At 67.9% G+C, this 16,002-nt stretch carries 16 protein-coding genes; 4 read left to right on the top strand and 12 right to left on the bottom strand.

Annotated features, from left to right (window positions below; translation table 11 throughout):
- Positions 1 to 52: 52 nt before the first annotated feature.
- From BMY35_RS16170 to BMY35_RS16145, 6 genes are all read right to left on the bottom strand, one after another.
- Complete coding sequence (locus BMY35_RS16170) at positions 53 to 829, bottom strand: DeoR/GlpR family DNA-binding transcription regulator (protein ID WP_093200852.1); 777 nt, start codon at positions 827 to 829, stop codon at positions 53 to 55.
- Between the two features lie 158 nt (positions 830 to 987).
- Positions 988 to 3,219 carry a phosphocholine-specific phospholipase C gene (locus BMY35_RS16165; protein ID WP_371287174.1) on the bottom strand — a complete coding sequence of 744 codons (2,232 nt, stop codon included), beginning with the start codon at positions 3,217 to 3,219 and terminating at the stop codon, positions 988 to 990.
- 15 nt (positions 3,220 to 3,234) lie between these two features.
- Entirely contained in the window at positions 3,235 to 3,423 is a 189-nt protein-coding gene (locus BMY35_RS16160; protein ID WP_093200849.1) for a hypothetical protein, read from the bottom strand.
- Between the two features lie 70 nt (positions 3,424 to 3,493).
- Positions 3,494 to 5,581, bottom strand: coding sequence for a LamG domain-containing protein (locus tag BMY35_RS16155; RefSeq protein ID WP_256228566.1), 2,088 nt, complete (start codon positions 5,579 to 5,581; stop codon positions 3,494 to 3,496).
- Between the two features lie 246 nt (positions 5,582 to 5,827).
- The gene (locus tag BMY35_RS16150; RefSeq protein WP_093200847.1) at positions 5,828 to 6,364 is read right to left on the bottom strand and encodes an SRPBCC family protein; all 537 of its coding nucleotides are present in this window, start codon (positions 6,362 to 6,364) and stop codon (positions 5,828 to 5,830) included.
- A gap of 66 nt (positions 6,365 to 6,430) precedes the next feature.
- Positions 6,431 to 6,778: an ArsR/SmtB family transcription factor gene (locus BMY35_RS16145; RefSeq protein ID WP_093200844.1), complete on the bottom strand. Its 348-nt coding sequence runs from the start codon at positions 6,776 to 6,778 to the stop codon at positions 6,431 to 6,433.
- A gap of 174 nt (positions 6,779 to 6,952) precedes the next feature.
- On the opposite strand from BMY35_RS16145, the gene bla reads away from it, so the two are divergent.
- Complete coding sequence (gene bla / locus BMY35_RS16140; protein ID WP_093200841.1) at positions 6,953 to 7,840, top strand: class A beta-lactamase; 888 nt, start codon at positions 6,953 to 6,955, stop codon at positions 7,838 to 7,840.
- 27 nt (positions 7,841 to 7,867) lie between these two features.
- On the opposite strand, the gene BMY35_RS16135 is transcribed toward bla, so the two are convergent.
- Both BMY35_RS16135 and BMY35_RS16130 read right to left on the bottom strand, forming a co-directional pair.
- Positions 7,868 to 8,755 carry an amidohydrolase family protein gene (locus tag BMY35_RS16135; RefSeq protein WP_256228563.1) on the bottom strand — a complete coding sequence of 296 codons (888 nt, stop codon included), beginning with the start codon at positions 8,753 to 8,755 and terminating at the stop codon, positions 7,868 to 7,870.
- A gap of 58 nt (positions 8,756 to 8,813) precedes the next feature.
- A complete protein-coding gene (locus BMY35_RS16130; RefSeq protein WP_256228561.1) occupies positions 8,814 to 9,269 on the bottom strand; it encodes a hypothetical protein in 456 nt (151 codons plus the stop codon).
- Between the two features lie 300 nt (positions 9,270 to 9,569).
- On the opposite strand from BMY35_RS16130, the gene BMY35_RS16125 reads away from it, so the two are divergent.
- Entirely contained in the window at positions 9,570 to 10,772 is a 1,203-nt protein-coding gene (locus BMY35_RS16125; RefSeq protein ID WP_093200836.1) for an NAD-dependent formate dehydrogenase, read from the top strand.
- Between the two features lie 18 nt (positions 10,773 to 10,790).
- On the top strand, positions 10,791 to 11,279 hold the full coding sequence (locus BMY35_RS16120) for an HPP family protein (protein WP_093200833.1): 489 nt from the start codon (positions 10,791 to 10,793) through the stop codon (positions 11,277 to 11,279).
- Positions 11,280 to 11,283: 4 nt separating this feature from the next.
- On the opposite strand, the gene BMY35_RS16115 is transcribed toward BMY35_RS16120, so the two are convergent.
- Positions 11,284 to 12,198: a LysR family transcriptional regulator gene (locus BMY35_RS16115; protein WP_093200831.1), complete on the bottom strand. Its 915-nt coding sequence runs from the start codon at positions 12,196 to 12,198 to the stop codon at positions 11,284 to 11,286.
- Positions 12,199 to 12,347: 149 nt separating this feature from the next.
- Between BMY35_RS16115 and BMY35_RS16110 the strand changes: the two genes are divergently transcribed.
- Positions 12,348 to 12,854, top strand: a complete 507-nt coding sequence (locus BMY35_RS16110; protein ID WP_143080694.1) for a molybdopterin-binding protein — start codon at positions 12,348 to 12,350, stop codon at positions 12,852 to 12,854.
- Between the two features lie 15 nt (positions 12,855 to 12,869).
- Here the strand turns inward: BMY35_RS16110 and BMY35_RS16105 are convergent, their stop codons facing one another.
- The 3 genes from BMY35_RS16105 to BMY35_RS16095 are packed head-to-tail and all read right to left on the bottom strand — an operon-like array spanning position 12,870 to position 15,915.
- Positions 12,870 to 13,787: a bestrophin family protein gene (locus tag BMY35_RS16105; protein ID WP_093200826.1), complete on the bottom strand. Its 918-nt coding sequence runs from the start codon at positions 13,785 to 13,787 to the stop codon at positions 12,870 to 12,872.
- A gap of 36 nt (positions 13,788 to 13,823) precedes the next feature.
- Positions 13,824 to 14,447, bottom strand: coding sequence for a PAQR family membrane homeostasis protein TrhA (locus BMY35_RS16100; RefSeq protein WP_093200824.1), 624 nt, complete (start codon positions 14,445 to 14,447; stop codon positions 13,824 to 13,826).
- A 31-nt stretch (positions 14,448 to 14,478) separates the two neighbouring features.
- Positions 14,479 to 15,915, bottom strand: coding sequence for a glycerophosphodiester phosphodiesterase family protein (locus BMY35_RS16095; RefSeq protein ID WP_093200821.1), 1,437 nt, complete (start codon positions 15,913 to 15,915; stop codon positions 14,479 to 14,481).
- Between the last annotated feature and the right edge of the window lie 87 nt (positions 15,916 to 16,002).

Below are 16,002 nucleotides of genomic sequence, written 5' to 3'. Positions count from 1 at the left end.
CGATGGCCGTGCGCGGACCGGGCCGGCGTCACGGTCCGTTCATCGCGGTCGCTCAGGCCAGGATCACCCGCTCGCAGGCCTTGCGCAGCCCCGAAAGCCCCGGCAGCTCGCGCGCCTTCGCGTCGGTGACCACGACGTCGATGTCCGCCGTGCGCGAATAGGTCACGCGGCTGGCCTGGCCGATCTTCGCGTGGTCGGCCAGCAGCACCAGCTGCTGCGCCTGCTCGGCCATGGCGCGTGCCACCGTGGCCTCGTGGTGCTCGAAGCTCATGGCGCCGTGCTTGGCGTGCAGCCCCACCGGCGACAGCAGCGCGACGTCGGCACGGTAGCGGTGGATGGCCTCGACCGTGGTGTCGCCGAAGGTGGCCTGGGTCTTCACGTCTATCTCGCCGCCCAGCAGGATGGTCTGGTTGCCCGTGAGCCGGCCTTCGCCCGCGCCCGCGAGCTTGAGCGCGATGCTCACCGAGTTGGTGATGACCGTCATGCCGCTCAGCGTGGCGAGTTCCTCCGCGCAGATCGACATGGTGCTGCCCGCGTCCATGAAGATGGTCTGCCCCGGCTGGAGCAGGGCGACCGCCGCCTTGGCGATGGCGCGCTTCTCGCGCTGCCGCGCCACCAGCCGCACCGCGAGCGGCGGTTCGGGCTCCGCCCGGATCGAGATGGCGCCGCCGTGCACGCGGCGCAGCTCGCCCAGCCCCTCGAGTTCGAGCAGGTCGCGGCGCACCGTTTCGCGCGACACCGCGAGGTCCTGCACGATGCGCTCCACGCTCAGACGGGAGAAAGTGGCCAGCAGGCTGCGGATGCGCAGGAATCGTTCTTCTTGGAGCATTGGATGCGGCGTATGAAAAATGAAAAGGGCGGCGTCAGTTCGACGGCCGCCCCGGTCTGCATGTGTGTCGGGCAGGCACGGGAAGTCCGCGCCATTTTGCCGTTGCTCGTGCCGCCGGCCAGCGCCCCGATGCGGGCGCCGGCGCGGCCGCCGTGCGCTCAGAGGTCGGCGAGGCCCATGGCCGGATCGCTCACCGAGTGCCTGCCGGTCTCGACACGGCCGGCAAAGCGGCGGTAGAAGGCCGGGTCGGCATCGCAGGTGACCGCGAAGTCGTACCACTGGCCGCTGCTGGCCAGCACCCACGCCTGCTCGGCCTTGGCGCCGCCGGCCACGGTGGCAGTCCACGGGCCGTCGTCGCGGTAGGCCTTGGCGCGCACCGTGAACTTGCAGTTGCCGCCGCCGCCGTTGAGCATTTCCACCGAGACGTTGCCGTTGGTCACGTCGTAGCACACGCGCACCTCGGGGTTGGGCACGCCGCCGGCGCGAAGCCTGTTGAGGTCGCCCTTGAAGTGGCGGTGGAAGCCGTTCGGGCCGAGCACCCACAGGTCGTAGAAGCCGCTGTTGTCGGCAGCGGGGTTCCAGGTGTCGTCGAGCTGCTTGCCGGGCTCGACCATGTAGCGGCGCGGCAGGCGGTCGAGGTTGAGCTTGTCGTAGACGTGGAACACGGCCGCGGCCTTGCCGCTGTTCTTGAAGATCAGCCGCATCTGGCCGTTGATGGCGTCGGCGCGTCCGCTCACGTGCAGTTCGTAGGGCAGGGCGCGCGAGGGGCGGGTGCCGGTGGCCTGGCGCGGCAGTTGGGGGTCGAGCGGCAGTGCCACCTGCGCCAGCGCCTGCTGGTCTGCGCGCAGCTTGTCGGCGTCGGTCCGGGTGGTGCGTCCGGTCAGCGTGGGCAGTGCCTCGTTGTTGGGCGTGGCGAAGTTGAACGCGCTCGTGAGGTCGCCGCACACCGCGCGGCGGAACGGCGAGATGTTGGTCTCCTTCACCCCGAAGCGTGCTTCGATGAAGCGCAGCACCGATGTGTGGTCGAAGGCCTGCGAGTTGACCCAGCCGCCGCGGCTCCACGGCGAGATGACGTACATCGGCACGCGCACGCCGGGGCCGTACACGCGGCCGTCGGGTGCGGGCTGGCTGGTGGTGCCCGGCGGCTTCGGGTGCGTGAAGCGTTCCACGGCGAGGTCGGCATCGGGCAGCGTGGTCTTGCCGGCCATCGTGCCGTCGGGGTTGAGCGAGGGCGCGGCCGGCGAGGGGTAGTGGTCGAAGTAGCCGTCGTTCTCGTCGAAGTTGATGAGCAGCGCGGTCTTGCTCCACACGTCCGGCATGGCGGTGAGGGCGTCCAGCACTTCCTGGATGTACCAGCCGCCCTGCACCGGGCTCGACGGTCCGGGGTGTTCCGAATAGGTGGCGGGCGCGACGATCCACGACACCTGCGGCAGCTTGCCGTTCTTGATGTCCTGGCGGAACTGCTCGAGGAAGCCGCCATCGGGCATGGTGTTGGCGATGCCCTTGTACAGCGGATTGCCTGCATCGTCGCTGGCCGGGTCGTAGGCGGGCGACACGGCACCGTTGCTCACCGGCTTGCCGGAAGCCTCGTTGGCCTTGCGGTACTGCTTGAAGCCGGCCAGCGGGTTGTCGGTGAAGTTGTCGGGCATGTTCTGGTAGATGAACCAGCTGACCTTGGCTTCCTGCAGCCGCTCAGGATAGGTCTTCCATTCGTAGCCTTCTGTCGAGGCACCGATGTCGTCCCACTCATTGACGACCGAGGCAACGCCCGCCACGCCGGTGCCGACCTGGCCCGAGGGGCCGTTGGTGCCGGTCCAGTGGAACATGCGGTTCGAGTTGGTGCCGGTGTGCATGCTGCAGTGGTAGCCGTCGCACAGCGTGAAGGCGTTGGCCAGCGCGTACTGGAAGGTGACTTCGGCTTCCTTGAAGTAGCCCATCGACGGGTTGTTCTTGTAGCGCGGCCACTGGTAGGCGCGCCCGCCGTCCCAGGCGTTCTGGCCATCGTTCCAGGAGTGCGGCGTGCCGCTCACGCGCTGCGCGTTGCCTTTGCGGCTGTCGAGATGGTAGGGGAGGATGACCTTGCCGGTGGCATCGCTTTGCTGCCACACGTTCAGGCCCTTGGGCAGCGGAATGGTGAAGCGGTCACCGAAGCCGCGCACGCCCATCAGCGTGCCGAAGTACTGGTCGAACGAACGGTTCTCCTGCATCAGGATGACGATGTGCTCGACGTCCTTGATGGTGCCGGTCGCGTTGTTGGCCGGAATGGCGAGTGCGCGGCGGATGCTTGGCGGAAACGCGCTGAGCGCGAGGGCGGCCGCGCCCGTGGTGGCGGTACCGGTGAGGAATTTGCGACGGGAGTTCGTCATGGGCTTGTTGTTCTGGTTGGACATGGGGTGTGGCTCGGCTCAGGGTGCGCAGCTCTTCACGGGAGCGGCGCCGGTGTCGGGTTGCGTCGGCGTGGTGGGCGTGGTCGGGGTCGTCGGCGTGCCGCCGACGAAGCCGCCGCCACCACCGCTTCCGCCGCAGGCGGAGAGGGCAGAGGCAAGGATGAGCGCGGACGCGAGGCGCGCGCTGGAGAGAGCTTGGATTCGCATGGGAGGGGTCCTCTTGTTTCGTTATGGCCTCGGGGGCTCTTGGGCTGGGGGTGATCGGGGGTGATTGGGGTTACGGGAGCGTCGACAGCGGCTGGCCCGACTTGAAGATGCTGTTGAGCTCGTCGCTCGTGAGCGCGCGGTTCCAGATCGCGAAGTCGTTGAAGTCCATGGCGCCGCGCGGCGAGGAGGTTTCGCGCTGGTAGTAGAGGCCGGTGCCGTCCTCGTTCAGGCCCAGGCCGTTGCCCAGGCCGCCGAGCTTGTCGACCAGTGCGGTCGTGATGGCGGTGCTGTTCGTCTGCATGGTCCTGGCCGGATCCAGCACGTAGCCCCGCATCGTGAGCGCGGTCTTGTCGATCACCACCGCCACGTAGGCCCACTGGCCGGCGCTCAGGCTGTAGCCGTTGCTGTCGGCGCGGGCGCTGCCCGTGCCCACGTTGAAGCGGATCTCGCAGCTGCCGAACAGGCCGATGGCCAGGCCTGCGTTGCCGCCGGTGGTGTAGTTCTTGTTGCCGATCACCGTGCCGCCGTTGCTCACCCCCTGGCTGCAGGTGTTGTCGGTGCGCATCCAGAAGCCGATGGTGAAGGCGGTGACTGCCGGGTTAGTGGTGACGTCGTTGTTCTGCACCAGGCGATAGCCGGCCGTGCCGCCGGCGTTCTTCACGGTGCTGTCCACGCGCAGCGCCTTGGCCTTGTTGGGTGCCACGAAGCCGTCGTCGACCAGCGAGCCGCCGTTGGCGTCGGCTGCCCAGGGGCCGAGCGTGGATGCGTTCTTCGCGTCGACGGCAGGCAGCGCGTCGAGCGGGTAGTAGTTGACGAGTCCGTTCGCCAGCGTCGGCGCGAGCGTTACCGGAGCCTCGGGCTTGACGTAGGCGATCTGCGCGAACAGCGCCACGCTGGCCTCGCCGCTGACGAGCGTGTACTGGTAGCCGTAGACCCCGTCGCTGTCGGCCACGATGGGATCGGTGTAGGTGGTGGTGCCGGCCGGCAGCGTGGTCACCAGCTTGCCGTCGCGCAGCACCTGCACCGGTGCAGTGGTGGTGCCTGCGAGCGTCCACGACAGCACGATGCTGCGCTTGTCTGCTCCCGTCTTTGCGGACAGCCCGCGCAGCGACGTGGAGGCCTGCAGCGCCTGGCCGTTGAAGCGGTAGTCGGCAGCGGCGGGCAGCGCGCCTAGATGGCGCAGCACGGTCGGCGCGATGTCGGTGGCCGCGGCGAGCGAGAGCAGGGCGGCGTCGGTGGGAGCCGCGGTGCCGACGCCGGGTTGCGCCGCAAGCGTCCTGTTGCTCGCGATGAAGATGGTCTTGCCGTCGTTGTCCTGCAGGCCGGAGGCGCTGCCGAAGGCATCGAGGCCGTGGCCGGTCGTGAGGATCACGAGCCAGTCTTCCTTCGGATCGTTGGCGGTGCGCTGAGCGATGCGCGCGAGCAGCTGGCCCACGCCCGCGGCGGTGTCGGCGATCGCGCGCTGGTAGGCGTCGCTCTTGAGCCCGTTGCCCGCCGCAGCGGCCGGTGCTCCGTACTGCGCCACCAGCAGGTCGTAGCCCGTGTCGATGAGCTGCGCGGTGCGGTCGGTGACGCAGACATCGGCGCCCGCGCAGTCGACGGCGCTGTCCACGGTGCCGGTTTCGTTCGCGAGCAGCAGAGGGTAGAGCGCGCCCGAGGTGACGGATGCCGTCTTGTAGCCGGCCGCCTTGTTGTTCTGCCTGGCGAGAGCGAAGACCGAGGGTGCGAGCTTGACATCGATGCGCTGGTCGGCCGTGTCCCAGCGGACGCCGTGGCGCTGTGCCCATGTGCCGGTCAGGAGCGTGGCCCAGCCAGGGCCGTCGGTGGTGCGTTGTTCGCTGGGCGTTCCGTTGGCGCCGCCGGTCCAGGCCGGCGAGAGGCGCAGCGACTGCAGGGCCGGCACCTTGTTCTGTGCCATCGCATCGCGAAGCGCCGCATGCGTGAGGCCGTCGATCTCGACCACGAGGGCCTTGGGCCCGCTCTTGCCCTGGTTGGTGGTCGGTGCGGGGTTGCTGCCCCCGCCGCCGGGCGACGGCGAGCCCACGGGCGTGAAGCCGATGCCGCCGCCACTACCCCCACCGCCGCAGGCGGCGAGAAGCAGCAGCGCGCAGATGTTTCCTGCCGCCCACACGCCGCGCGTGTTCGTTCCTCTGGTCATGTTTCCCTCGAAGTCTTGAGATGCGCGCCCCTCGGCCATGCGAGGGGCCGTGGGCATTCATCTGCGTTTTTGCAGATCGGTGCATTTGCAACAAAACGCACAAATGCTCTTAATGCCTCAGATATTGCGGTTCGCGGGTGACAACGGTTTGACAGGACCGTGAAGGTTGATGACCAATAAAAACGGGGCCCGAAGGCCCCGTACGAGAGAAACGCAGATGAAGGTGAAGAGAGCTAACGCGCAGGCTCAGTGGATATGCGCCTCGTACTTCTGGCCGATCGCGACGAGATTCGTCCAGAAGCCCTGCGGCTTGCCGCCAGCCAGCGTTTCGATGAGCACGTCGACATGCGCGTGCCAGCCGCTCGCCACGCTGAGCATGCCCTTGCGGTTGGCCAGACGGCTGTGCGTGAGCACGAGCCGCGTGGTGTCGCCTTGCGGCTCGAGTTCGAAGGTGACTTCCGACGGCGTCGCGCCGCCCTCGTTCCAGCTGATTGCCAACAGCCTGGGCGGCTCCACCCGCAGGAGCCGCGACTTCTGCAGGATCGGCTCGCGGCAGTCGGCAAAGCGATCGGGCGCCACTTCACCGGTGAGGCCGGTGTGGTCGAAGCGCAGTTCGAAGAGTTCGCCCGGCGCTCGCGGCAGCGCGCCGCCGGCCAGCCAGGTGGCGCGCTTGTCGGAGTCGGCGAGATAGGCCCATACGCGCTCGATGGGCGCCGGGAGGACGCGTTCCATGCGCAGGGTGGTGGAGTCGACCTGGGTGCCCAGGCTTTGCTTGGTCGTCATTTGCGGATGCTCCTTGGGTTGGATGGGGAGAAGACGTCGTGGCGGAAAAGAAAAAAACTGGAAAGCTCATTTGCGAGGCTGCGAATCGCGCCGCAGCTCCTGCTCCAGCGCATCGAGGCGATTGCTCCAGAAGCCCTCGTAGTAGCGCAGCCACATGTTCGCCATGGCCAGCGCCGCGGGTTCCAGCCGGCAGACGTGTGCGCGGCCCTGCACGGTGCGCGAAACCAGCCCCGCGCGCTCCAGCGTCTTCACGTGCTTGGACGCCCCCGCGAAAGACATGTGGAAAGGCGCGCCGAGTTCGCCCACGCTGCATTCGCCGTGGGACAGGAGCTGCAGCATCGTGCGGCGCGTGCTGTCGGCTAGGGCGTGGAACACGGCGTCGAGCCGTTCGTCTGCGAGTTCTAGTTCAACCATGAGGTTGAATATAGATGCGTTCCGGGTAATATTCAACTATTCGGTTTAATAACCCTGCCCGTTACACCGGATACACCCGGGACGGGAAGCGCCGGCATGAGGCTGGCCCGGGGCAAGGGGCGCTCCTAGGATTCGTTCCGTTCCATCCACTCGCAGAAAGAAAGAGAAAACGAAATGACATCTCCCGTCCAGCGCCGCACCCTGTTGCTTGCCGCCTCCGTCCTGCCGCTTGCCGGCGCCTGCACAGCGTGGTCCGGCACGGGCTCCCAGTCTTCCGCCGAAGCGCAGCTCGCCGAGCTGGAGCGCACGTCGGGCAGCCGCCTGGGCGTGGTCGGCTTCAACACCGGCAGCGGCGCGCGCGTGCAGCACAGGCCGCACGAGCGCTTTCCGCTGTGCAGCACCTTCAAGCTGATGCTGGCGGCCGCGGTGCTCGAGCGCAGCACCAAGGATGGCAGCCTGCTGTCGCGCAACCTGAGCTACGGCAAGAGCGACCTGATCGACCATTCGCCGATCACCGAGAAGCATGTCGCCACCGGCATGACGGTGGCCGCCATGTGCGCAGCGACCATCCAGTACAGCGACAACGCCGCGGCCAACCTGCTGCTGAAGGAACTGGGCGGCCCCGCTGCCGTCACGGCCTTCGCGCGCGGCATCGGCGACCAGGTCTTCCGGCTCGACCGCATGGAGCCCGAGCTGAACACCAGCATCCCCGGCGACCCGCGCGACACCACCACGCCCGCCGCCATGTCCGACAGCCTGCAGCGGCTCGTGCTTGGCGACGCACTGGGCGCGGCACAACGCGACCAGCTCAAGACCTGGCTGCTGGGCAACACCACCAACACCGATCGTTTCCTGTCGGGCGTGCCGGCGGGATGGAAGGTGGGCGACAAGACCGGAGCGGGCTCGTACGGCACCACGAACGACGTCGGCGTGCTGTGGCCGCCCGCCGGTGCGCCGATCGTGCTGTCGGTGTACCTGACCTTTCCCCGCAAGGATGCGAAGGGGCGCAACGACGTCGTTGCATCGGCGACGCGGATCGCGGCAACCGCGCTGGCCGCCTGACGACCGGCCCGGCGGCGCGGCGGCCGTTCAGCGCAGGCCGAACAACCCGGCTGCGTTGCCCCAGGCGATGCACCGCGCCACGTCGTCGGGCAGGTCGCCGAGCCAGGTCCGGTAGCCACGCATCGTCTCGTCGTAGGCGCTCCAGCGCTGGTTGACCCAGGTGTCGGAGCCGACCATGAAGCGCTCCGGGTACTTGAGGATCAGCGCGCGCCATTCGGGGCACAGCCTGCCGCCTTCGCAGGTGAGCCCCGGCCGGTAGGAGAGTTCGCCCATCAGCAGCGGATATCGCTCCAGCAGCGCCTGCACCCGTTCCACCGGCGTGCCGCCGATGCCCGTGTGGGCCCAGATGAGGCGCAACGACTGTCCCTTCGACGGCGCATTCGCCATCAGCAGGTCGACCGCCACGTCGTCGACGTGCGCGAGCACCGCCAGCTTCTCCTTTTCCGCCAGCACGATCAGCTTCTTGGCCACCGGGCCGTTGGCATTGGCGCTGTCGTACAGGTGGAATTCGCCGAGTCCGCGATAGGGGCCGCTCGCGGTGCCGCGAGCGAGCTCGGTCTGCACCATCTGGTAGATGGTTTCGTCGCGGAACCAGTTGGTGTAGTCGTCGCGGTTGCGGTAGAGGCGCACGAAGGGCACGACCGTCACGCCGGCGGCGCGAGTCTCACGCGCAGCGGCCAGCGTCTGCGTGCCTGCGTTGGGGCGCGAGTTCGCGATGATCGCCTTGACGTTGTTGCGCTGCATGCGCGCGAGCGCCTCGGTGGGCGGGAAGGGGCCGGTGTTGCCGTCCCAGGCTTCCTGGTTGTAGTGCAGGTGCGTGTCGAAGAGCGGGCCCGTGTAGTCGCCCTGCGTCCCCTGGGCGAACGCCGTGCCGGCGGCCAGAAGCACGGCAATGGCAGGTGCGATGGCTCTCATGCATACCCCTCGTGATGGAAGGAGCCGGATTATCCGGCCGGCCATGAAGCCTTCGGCGCTAGAGCCTTTTCCAGATGAGGCCATCGGCGGAGCGATAGGTGCCGCCGCTGGCGCAGCAGCCGCCGGCACCGAAGGCGCGTCGACCGAGCCTCGCCGTGACCTGTCCCGCATCGAAGCTCAGCGACTGGCGCTCGCACGAGGTCGGGAACGGATAGGGCTCCGGGGCCAGCACGCTCTTCCATTCGAGCCGGCCCTGTGCGGTCTGCCGAACGCTCAGGACTTCGCAATCGTGGACGACCAGATGCACCGTCTGGCCCGCCAGCGTGCCCTGGAACACCTGCTCGGGAGGTGCGGTGCGGATGGCGATTTCTTCCGCACTGGGTTGCGTGGATTGCGTCGAGGCGGAAGACCCGATGCGGTCGCAGCCGGAGAGAAGGCCGGCCATGCCCGCGATGGTCAGGAACATGGCGCCGGCCGGGCGGGCGATGCGTTGGATGATGCTGTGCGAGGTCATGCTGGGCCGCCAGACTACCAGCAAGCATGCATGCGCGGCCCCGGCTCGGCCGCGCGCTCCTCAGGTGCCGCCGTCTGCGCGTGGGCATTGTGGTGCTGGCGTTCAGGGACGGCAGGAAGGAAGCCTGACCGGCCACTGCCTCCCGTGCGCGACGTGGCCTGATAAGACAGGCCTATCACACGGTCGAATCAAACGATTGGCACCCGGAGCTCCATCCGGGAAACATGCGTTCCAGGCAGCGGCACTGCTGTCGAACAAGGCACGTCATCCGGCGCGCCATTCAAACCAGGAACCAAAGACATGGCCAAGATTGTTTGTGTGCTCTACGACGACCCCGTCACCGGCTACCCCAGGACCTATGCCCGCGACGACCTGCCGCACCTGGAGCGCTACCCCGACGGGCAGACGCTGCCCACGCCGCGGCGCATCGACTTCCAGCCGGGCACGCTGCTGGGCAGCGTCTCGGGCGAGCTGGGCCTGCGCAAGTACCTCGAATCGAACGGCCACGAGCTCGTGGTCACCTCCAGCAAGGACGGCGCCGACAGCGTGCTCGATCGCGAGCTGCACGACGCCGAGATCGTGATCTCGCAACCCTTCTGGCCCGCCTACATGACGGCCGAACGCATCGCGAAGGCGCCGAAGCTCGGGATGATCGTGACCGCCGGCATCGGCTCCGACCACACCGACCTGCAGGCCGCGATGGACCGCGGCATCACGGTGGCCGAGGTCACCTACTGCAACAGCAACAGCGTGGCCGAGCACGTCGTGATGATGACGCTGGGCCTGGTGCGCAACTACATCCCCTCGTACAACTGGGTGGTGAAGGGTGGCTGGAACATCGCCGACTGCGTGGCCCGCTCCTACGACCTCGAGGGCATGCAGGTGGGCACCGTGGCGGCGGGTCGCATCGGGCTGCGCGTGTTGCGCCTGCTCAAGCCCTTCGACGTGAAGCTGCACTACCTCGACCGCCATCGCCTGCCCGAGTCGGTGGAGAAGGAACTCAACCTGACCCACCACACCAGCCTGGAGAGCCTGGCGAAGGTGTGCGACGTGGTGACGCTGAACTGCCCGCTGCATCCCGAGACGGAGCACATGATCAACGCCGAGACGCTGAAGAAGTTCAAGCGCGGCGCCTATCTGATCAACACCGCGCGCGGCAAGCTGTGCGACCGCGACGCGATCGCCGCGGCGCTGGAAAGCGGCCAGCTCGCGGGCTATGCGGGCGACGTGTGGTTCCCGCAGCCCGCGCCGGCCGACCATCCGTGGCGCACGATGCCGAACCACGGCATGACGCCGCACATCTCGGGCACCAGCCTGTCGGCGCAGGCCCGCTACGCGGCGGGCACGCGCGAGATCCTGGAGTGCTATTTCGAGAACCGGCCTATCCGCAACGAATACCTGATCGTGCAGGGCGGCAAGCTGGCCGGCGTGGGAGCGCATTCGTACAGCGCGGGCAACGCGACCAAGGGCTCGGAAGAGGCCGCGCGCTTCGCGAAGAAGTAGGCAGGAAAGGACGCCCGCGTGCCTCTTTTCTCCTCTGCGAGCACGGCGAAGGCCGCGGGCGTGTCGCGGCGCGGCCGGGTCGCCGGCATCCTGCTGGCCGGCCTGGGCGCGTTCGCGGCGCTGGCCACCGTGGGCGCGCTGGCCGCGGCCACGGGCCATGCGTGGGTGCTCGGCTCCTTCGGCGCATCGTGCGTGCTGCTGTTCGGCTTTCCGGATGCGGCGTTCTCGAGGCCGAGGAGCGTCATCGGCGGGCACCTGCTGTCGTCGACGATCGGCCTGCTCTTCCTCCACTGGCTGGGGCCGGGTTGGATGGCGATGGCTGCGGCGGGGGCTTGCGCAGCCATGCTCATGATGGCGACCGACACGGTGCATCCGCCTGCCGGCAGCAACCCCGTCATTGTCTTCCTGTCGCAGCCGGGGTGGGACTTCCTGGTGCTGCCGACGCTGGCCGGCGCATGCCTGTTGGTCGTGATCGGCAGGCTGTACGGCAGGGCCGTGCGGAGGTGAGCGTTCAGGGCTGAGGCAGGAAACCGTCCACCCAGCCCTGCAGGTCGAGCTCGCGGAACTGGCGCATCGCCGCATCCAGCAGCGGTGCGCGCGGCAGCTGTCCCGAGAACACCAGTCCGATGTCGCGCTGGAGCTGCGGCACCATCGGCACCGAGAAGAGCTGCTGCGCCGGCTCCGTCAGGCAAAGCACGCTGTGCGGCAGGATGCTGTAGAGCCCGGCCCGGCGCACGTGGGCCCACAGCGCGGTCATGGAGTCGGTCTCGACCTGCGGCGCGGCCTCCACGCCCGCGGCCGCGAAGGCCGCGTCCATGCCGCGCCGGCACTGCATGTTGGTGGTGAAGAGGCAAAGCGGAAAGCCTGCGGCTTCCGACCACGACATCGATGCGACGCCTTCGAGCATCGACTTCTCGGCCGCGACGAACACATAGCGTTCGCGGAAGACAGGCAGCGTCGCGAAGGCGTCGAGCCGTTCGTCGTCGAGGTAGCTGAGCCCCAGGTCGAGCTCGAAGCCGCCGATCTTGCGCAGGATCTCGGTGGCCGACAGCGTGTAGATCTCGTGCCGCATGCGTGGGTAGCGCTGCAGGCAGCACTGGGTGAGCATCGGCACCAGCGGCAGGGAGGCAGGAATCACGCCCATGCGCAGCGTGCCGACCGGGTCGTCCTCGCTGGCGCGGGCGTCCTGGCGCAGGTTCTCGCAATCCGCCAGCACACGGCGCGCCCATGCGAGCACGCGTTCGCCGTCCTTGGTGAAGCCCTCGAAGCGCCGGCCGCGCTGGACGATGACGACACCCAGCTCCTGCTCGATGCCGCGGATCGCGCCCGAGAGCGCGGGCTGCGACACGTTGCATGCCGCGGCGGCGCGGCCGAAGTGCTTTTCCTGCGCGAGCGCGACGATGTAACTCAGCTGTCGGATGAACATAAGTCGGGCAAGGCTGCCATCACTGTATTCTTATGAATATAACGAAACGAGAATATCCGGATGAGCGCGATATGCGAAAGTGGATCGCGCCTACCGGGTTCCTGCCGCAAGATCCCGCCCATCCGTCAAACGAACACATGGAAGCGACGATGAACACAGATGCCGTTGCAAGCCCCGCACTCCGCGAATCGCCTGTGGATTCATCGTTCCTCGCGGGGAACAGCGTGCTGGAGGTCCTGGGCCTCGTGCCGCGGCCGGGCTCCTTCGCGCTCGAAGCACTCGAAGGGCTGCCGAGGCACGACCTGGGTCCCACGCAGGTGCTGTGCTATTCGGGCCGGCCCGTGGCGCAGGTGGACAGCTATGCCGGCGCGCGTCTCATAGACCTGCTCGATGCCTGCGGGCTCTCGGAGAGGCCGCGCTCGGAGCTCAAGCGCTGCGTGGTGGTCGCGCGCGGCGACGACGGCTACCAGGCCATCTTCAGCTGGAACGAGCTCTACAACAGCACCATCGGCGAGAAGGTGCTGGTGCTCTACGAGAAGAACGGCGAGGCGCTTGATGCGCACCTGGGCACGATCTGCCTGATCTCCGCCGGCGATTCGCGCCTGGGGCCGCGCCACTTGCGGGGGCTGCGGCAGGTGGCGGTGAAGATGCTCTGAGCCGGGCAGGCCCGTTCAGGTCTGCAGGTAGTCGGCGGGTTCGGCCCCGGCCGACGGCTCCGGCTGGTGCTCGCCGAGCATCTCGCGCAGGGTCGACTCGATGGTGCGCGACATCGCATCCAGCGCCAGGTCGTTGGGCTGCGTGCCGAAGGGCTCCTCGATTTCCGCGCCCAATGCTTCCAGCGCGAAGAAGGTGTAGGCGATGAAGGCGACCACCACCGGCGTCATCGGGCCGATGGCATCCACCAGCCCGAAGGGCAGCAGCATGCAATACAGGTAGATGGTGCGGTGGATGATGACGGAGTAGGTGAACGGTATCGGCGTGCTCGCGATGCGCTCGCAACCGCCCAGCGCTTCGGTCAGCCGCCCCAGCGGGAGCTCCATGGCCTGCACCAGCGACGGGTCGAGCCGGCCTTGTTTGCGCTGGTCGCGCATCCATTCGCCCACCATCAGCAGCAGCATCGCCGGCTTGAAGCGCGCGGTGCGCAGGCGGGCGCAGTCCTCGTCGGGCAGCAGGCGGGCCAGGTCGGCCGCCGGATCGGTGCCGCGCAACTGGTGGCGAAGCGCATGGACGAAGGCTATGAGGCGCATCGCGGCCGTGCGGGCTTCGGAAGGGCCTTCCGTGAGGGTCAGTGCCTGCCGGACCAGCGCACGGGTTTCGTTCAGCAGCGTGCCCCACAGCGTGCGGGCCTCCCAGAAGCGTGAATAGCTCGTGCTGTTGCGAAAGCCCAGGAAGATGGCCAGCGTCAGGCCGATGAGGGAGAAGGGCACGAAGTTGAGCGGTACCTTCCACTGGAACAGGCGGCCGTGCAACACCGTCACCAGTACCGCGAAGGCGGTGGTCCACAGGAGCTGGGGTGCGATGTCCGACAGGACGGAGCCGCGCCATACGAAGAGCATGCGCAGCCAGTGGGGGCGGGGTCGGACGATCATCGGTCGGCGATTATCCCCGCGACCGGCAGCGGGGAGCTAAAGCACGAACCAGCCCACCGCCACGTAGTGGCTCGTCGTTCCCGCGAGCACGAACAGGTGCCACGCCCCGTGCGCATGCCTGAAGCCTGACCGGTTGCGATAGAACACCGTGCCCGTCGTGTAGAAGGCTCCGCCGATCAGGAGCCACATCAGGCCCTCCGAGTCGAGCCGCGCGGCCAGCGGCGCGGCGGCCAGCACGACGAGCCAGCCAAGGCCGATGTACAGCGGCAGCGAAGGTTTCTTCGGCATGCCGTTCCTCGCCGGCATCAGCTCGCGCCGGATGCCGAAAAGCGCCACGCCCCAGATCGCCGCCAGCAGCAGGCAGCCCCAGAGACCTTCCATCGTGACCAGCGCGAAGGGCGTGTAGGTGCCCGCGATCAGCAGGTAGATGGCGCAATGGTCGGCGCGCTCCCAAACGCCCTTGAGGCGCCCTCGCGTGCTGTGAAAGAGGGTAGAGGCCGCGTAGAGCGCCACGGCCGAGAGCGAGAACACCAGCGCCCCCGCGATGCGCGCGGGGTCGCCGGTGGGCACGGTCTTCACGAGCAGCAATGCCATGGCCGGCAGCGCGAGCACCAGGCCCAGCAGATGGCTGTATCCGTTGAGCCGTTCGCCTGGGTACATCGCCGTGCTTTGCCTTGCCCGCCGCGGCGCCTCAGCGGCCCGTTTCCTTCAGGTAGGTCTTGCGTGCCGCGAACGCTGTGTTCGCGAAGTCCGAGAACACGCCGTCGATGCCGGCGCGGAAGTAGGCAAGGTACTCGGCCGTCGGGTCTCCCTTGTACACGCCCGCCAGGTATTTCGCCTCGTTGCGGAAGGTGTAGCTGTGCACGAAGAGGCCTGCCTTGTGCGCGTCGGCGATCAGGCTGGTGGGCTTGATGGTGTTCACGTCGGCCAGGCCCTTGCCCGCGACGAAGGGCACGATGGTGTGCGCCATCACCTGCGGCTTCCAGGGGCCGATGCCGTCGGCATAGGTCTTGACCTCGGCCAGGCCGGCGGGCGTGAGCATCTCGCCGAACCACTTCGGGTTGCCGGCCAGCGTCCAGCTGTAGGGGCGGCCGTCGACGAAGGTGTAGACGTCCTTGGTGACGTAGATCATCTCGCCGGTCTGGTAGTTGACGTCGTTGCCGTCCACCAGCTGCACCGCGCGGGCCTTCATGCCGGCCGAGCGCAGGTACTTCAGGCTTTCGGGCTCGAAGCTCTGCACGAAGATCGGCGCGTCCTTGCGGTTGAGGTCGTTGAAGTTCATGACCTTCAGCAGCGCGTCTTCCAGCGGATGGCTGCCCGCCGGGCCGCAGCCGTTGGCGATGGCCTGCGCGTTGTTCCAGATCGGGTTCTTCGTTTCCGGATACACGGTGAGCGTGCGGCCGGTGGCGGCGCTCTTGGCCTTGGCGATGTCGATCAGTTCCTGGAAGCTGATGATCGGCAGCTTGCCGTTGAGGTCGGTGGGGCGCTGGTCCTTGGCGTCGTAGGTGGTGCCGCGGATCCACTGGCGCAGCTCGTCCATCGTGAAGTCGGTGATGGACCAGTCGTTGGTGTGATCCTCGCCGTCGACGATGAGCGACTTGAGCACCGACTTCGGATCGTTGGGGTCGGTCAGGTCGCTCAGGTACTGGGCCGGGCCGTTGGCCTCGATGGGCGGGTACTTCACGTTGACCAGCACGCCGGGCACGGTGCGCTTGCGGCCCGCGACCGTCGCGTTGGTCTGGGCGACGTCGGCGATGTTGGTGTTGTCGCTCAGCCAGGGGTTGTGGCGCGCGACGAGCACGCAGTCCTTGGTGAGGTGCAGGTCGGTCTCGAGCGAATCGGCGCCGGCATCGGCCGCGGCTTCATAAGCAACCTTGGTTTCCTCGGGGTACAGGCCCGGCAGGCCGCGGTGGCCGATGACCAGGGGCACGGAGCCGTCGAGCGTGCCCAGCGGCGTGGGAGCAGGGGGAGCCGGCGTTGGGGCGGGGGCCGGTGCGGGCGGAAGGACCGGAAGCGAGATGCCTCCTCCGTTACCGCCACCGCAGGCGGCTATCACCAGGCTGCCGCCGATGGCTGCGATGGTGGCGAGAACGGGGCGGGGCGCAGGCGCAGGAACGCTCTTTTTCATATGTGGTTTTCAGATGTTGTTGAAAGAGAAACGAAGGCGGCCGGATGCTAGGTTTGCCCCGTGACGGGACAGTGACCAGCCAGGGGC

The sequence above is a fragment of the Variovorax sp. YR750 genome (assembly GCF_900109805.1).
Classification (GTDB): domain Bacteria; phylum Pseudomonadota; class Gammaproteobacteria; order Burkholderiales; family Burkholderiaceae_C; genus Variovorax; species Variovorax gossypii.
The sequence above is the reverse complement of the archived record's forward strand: the minus strand, read 5'-3'. Positions and strand labels throughout refer to the sequence as shown.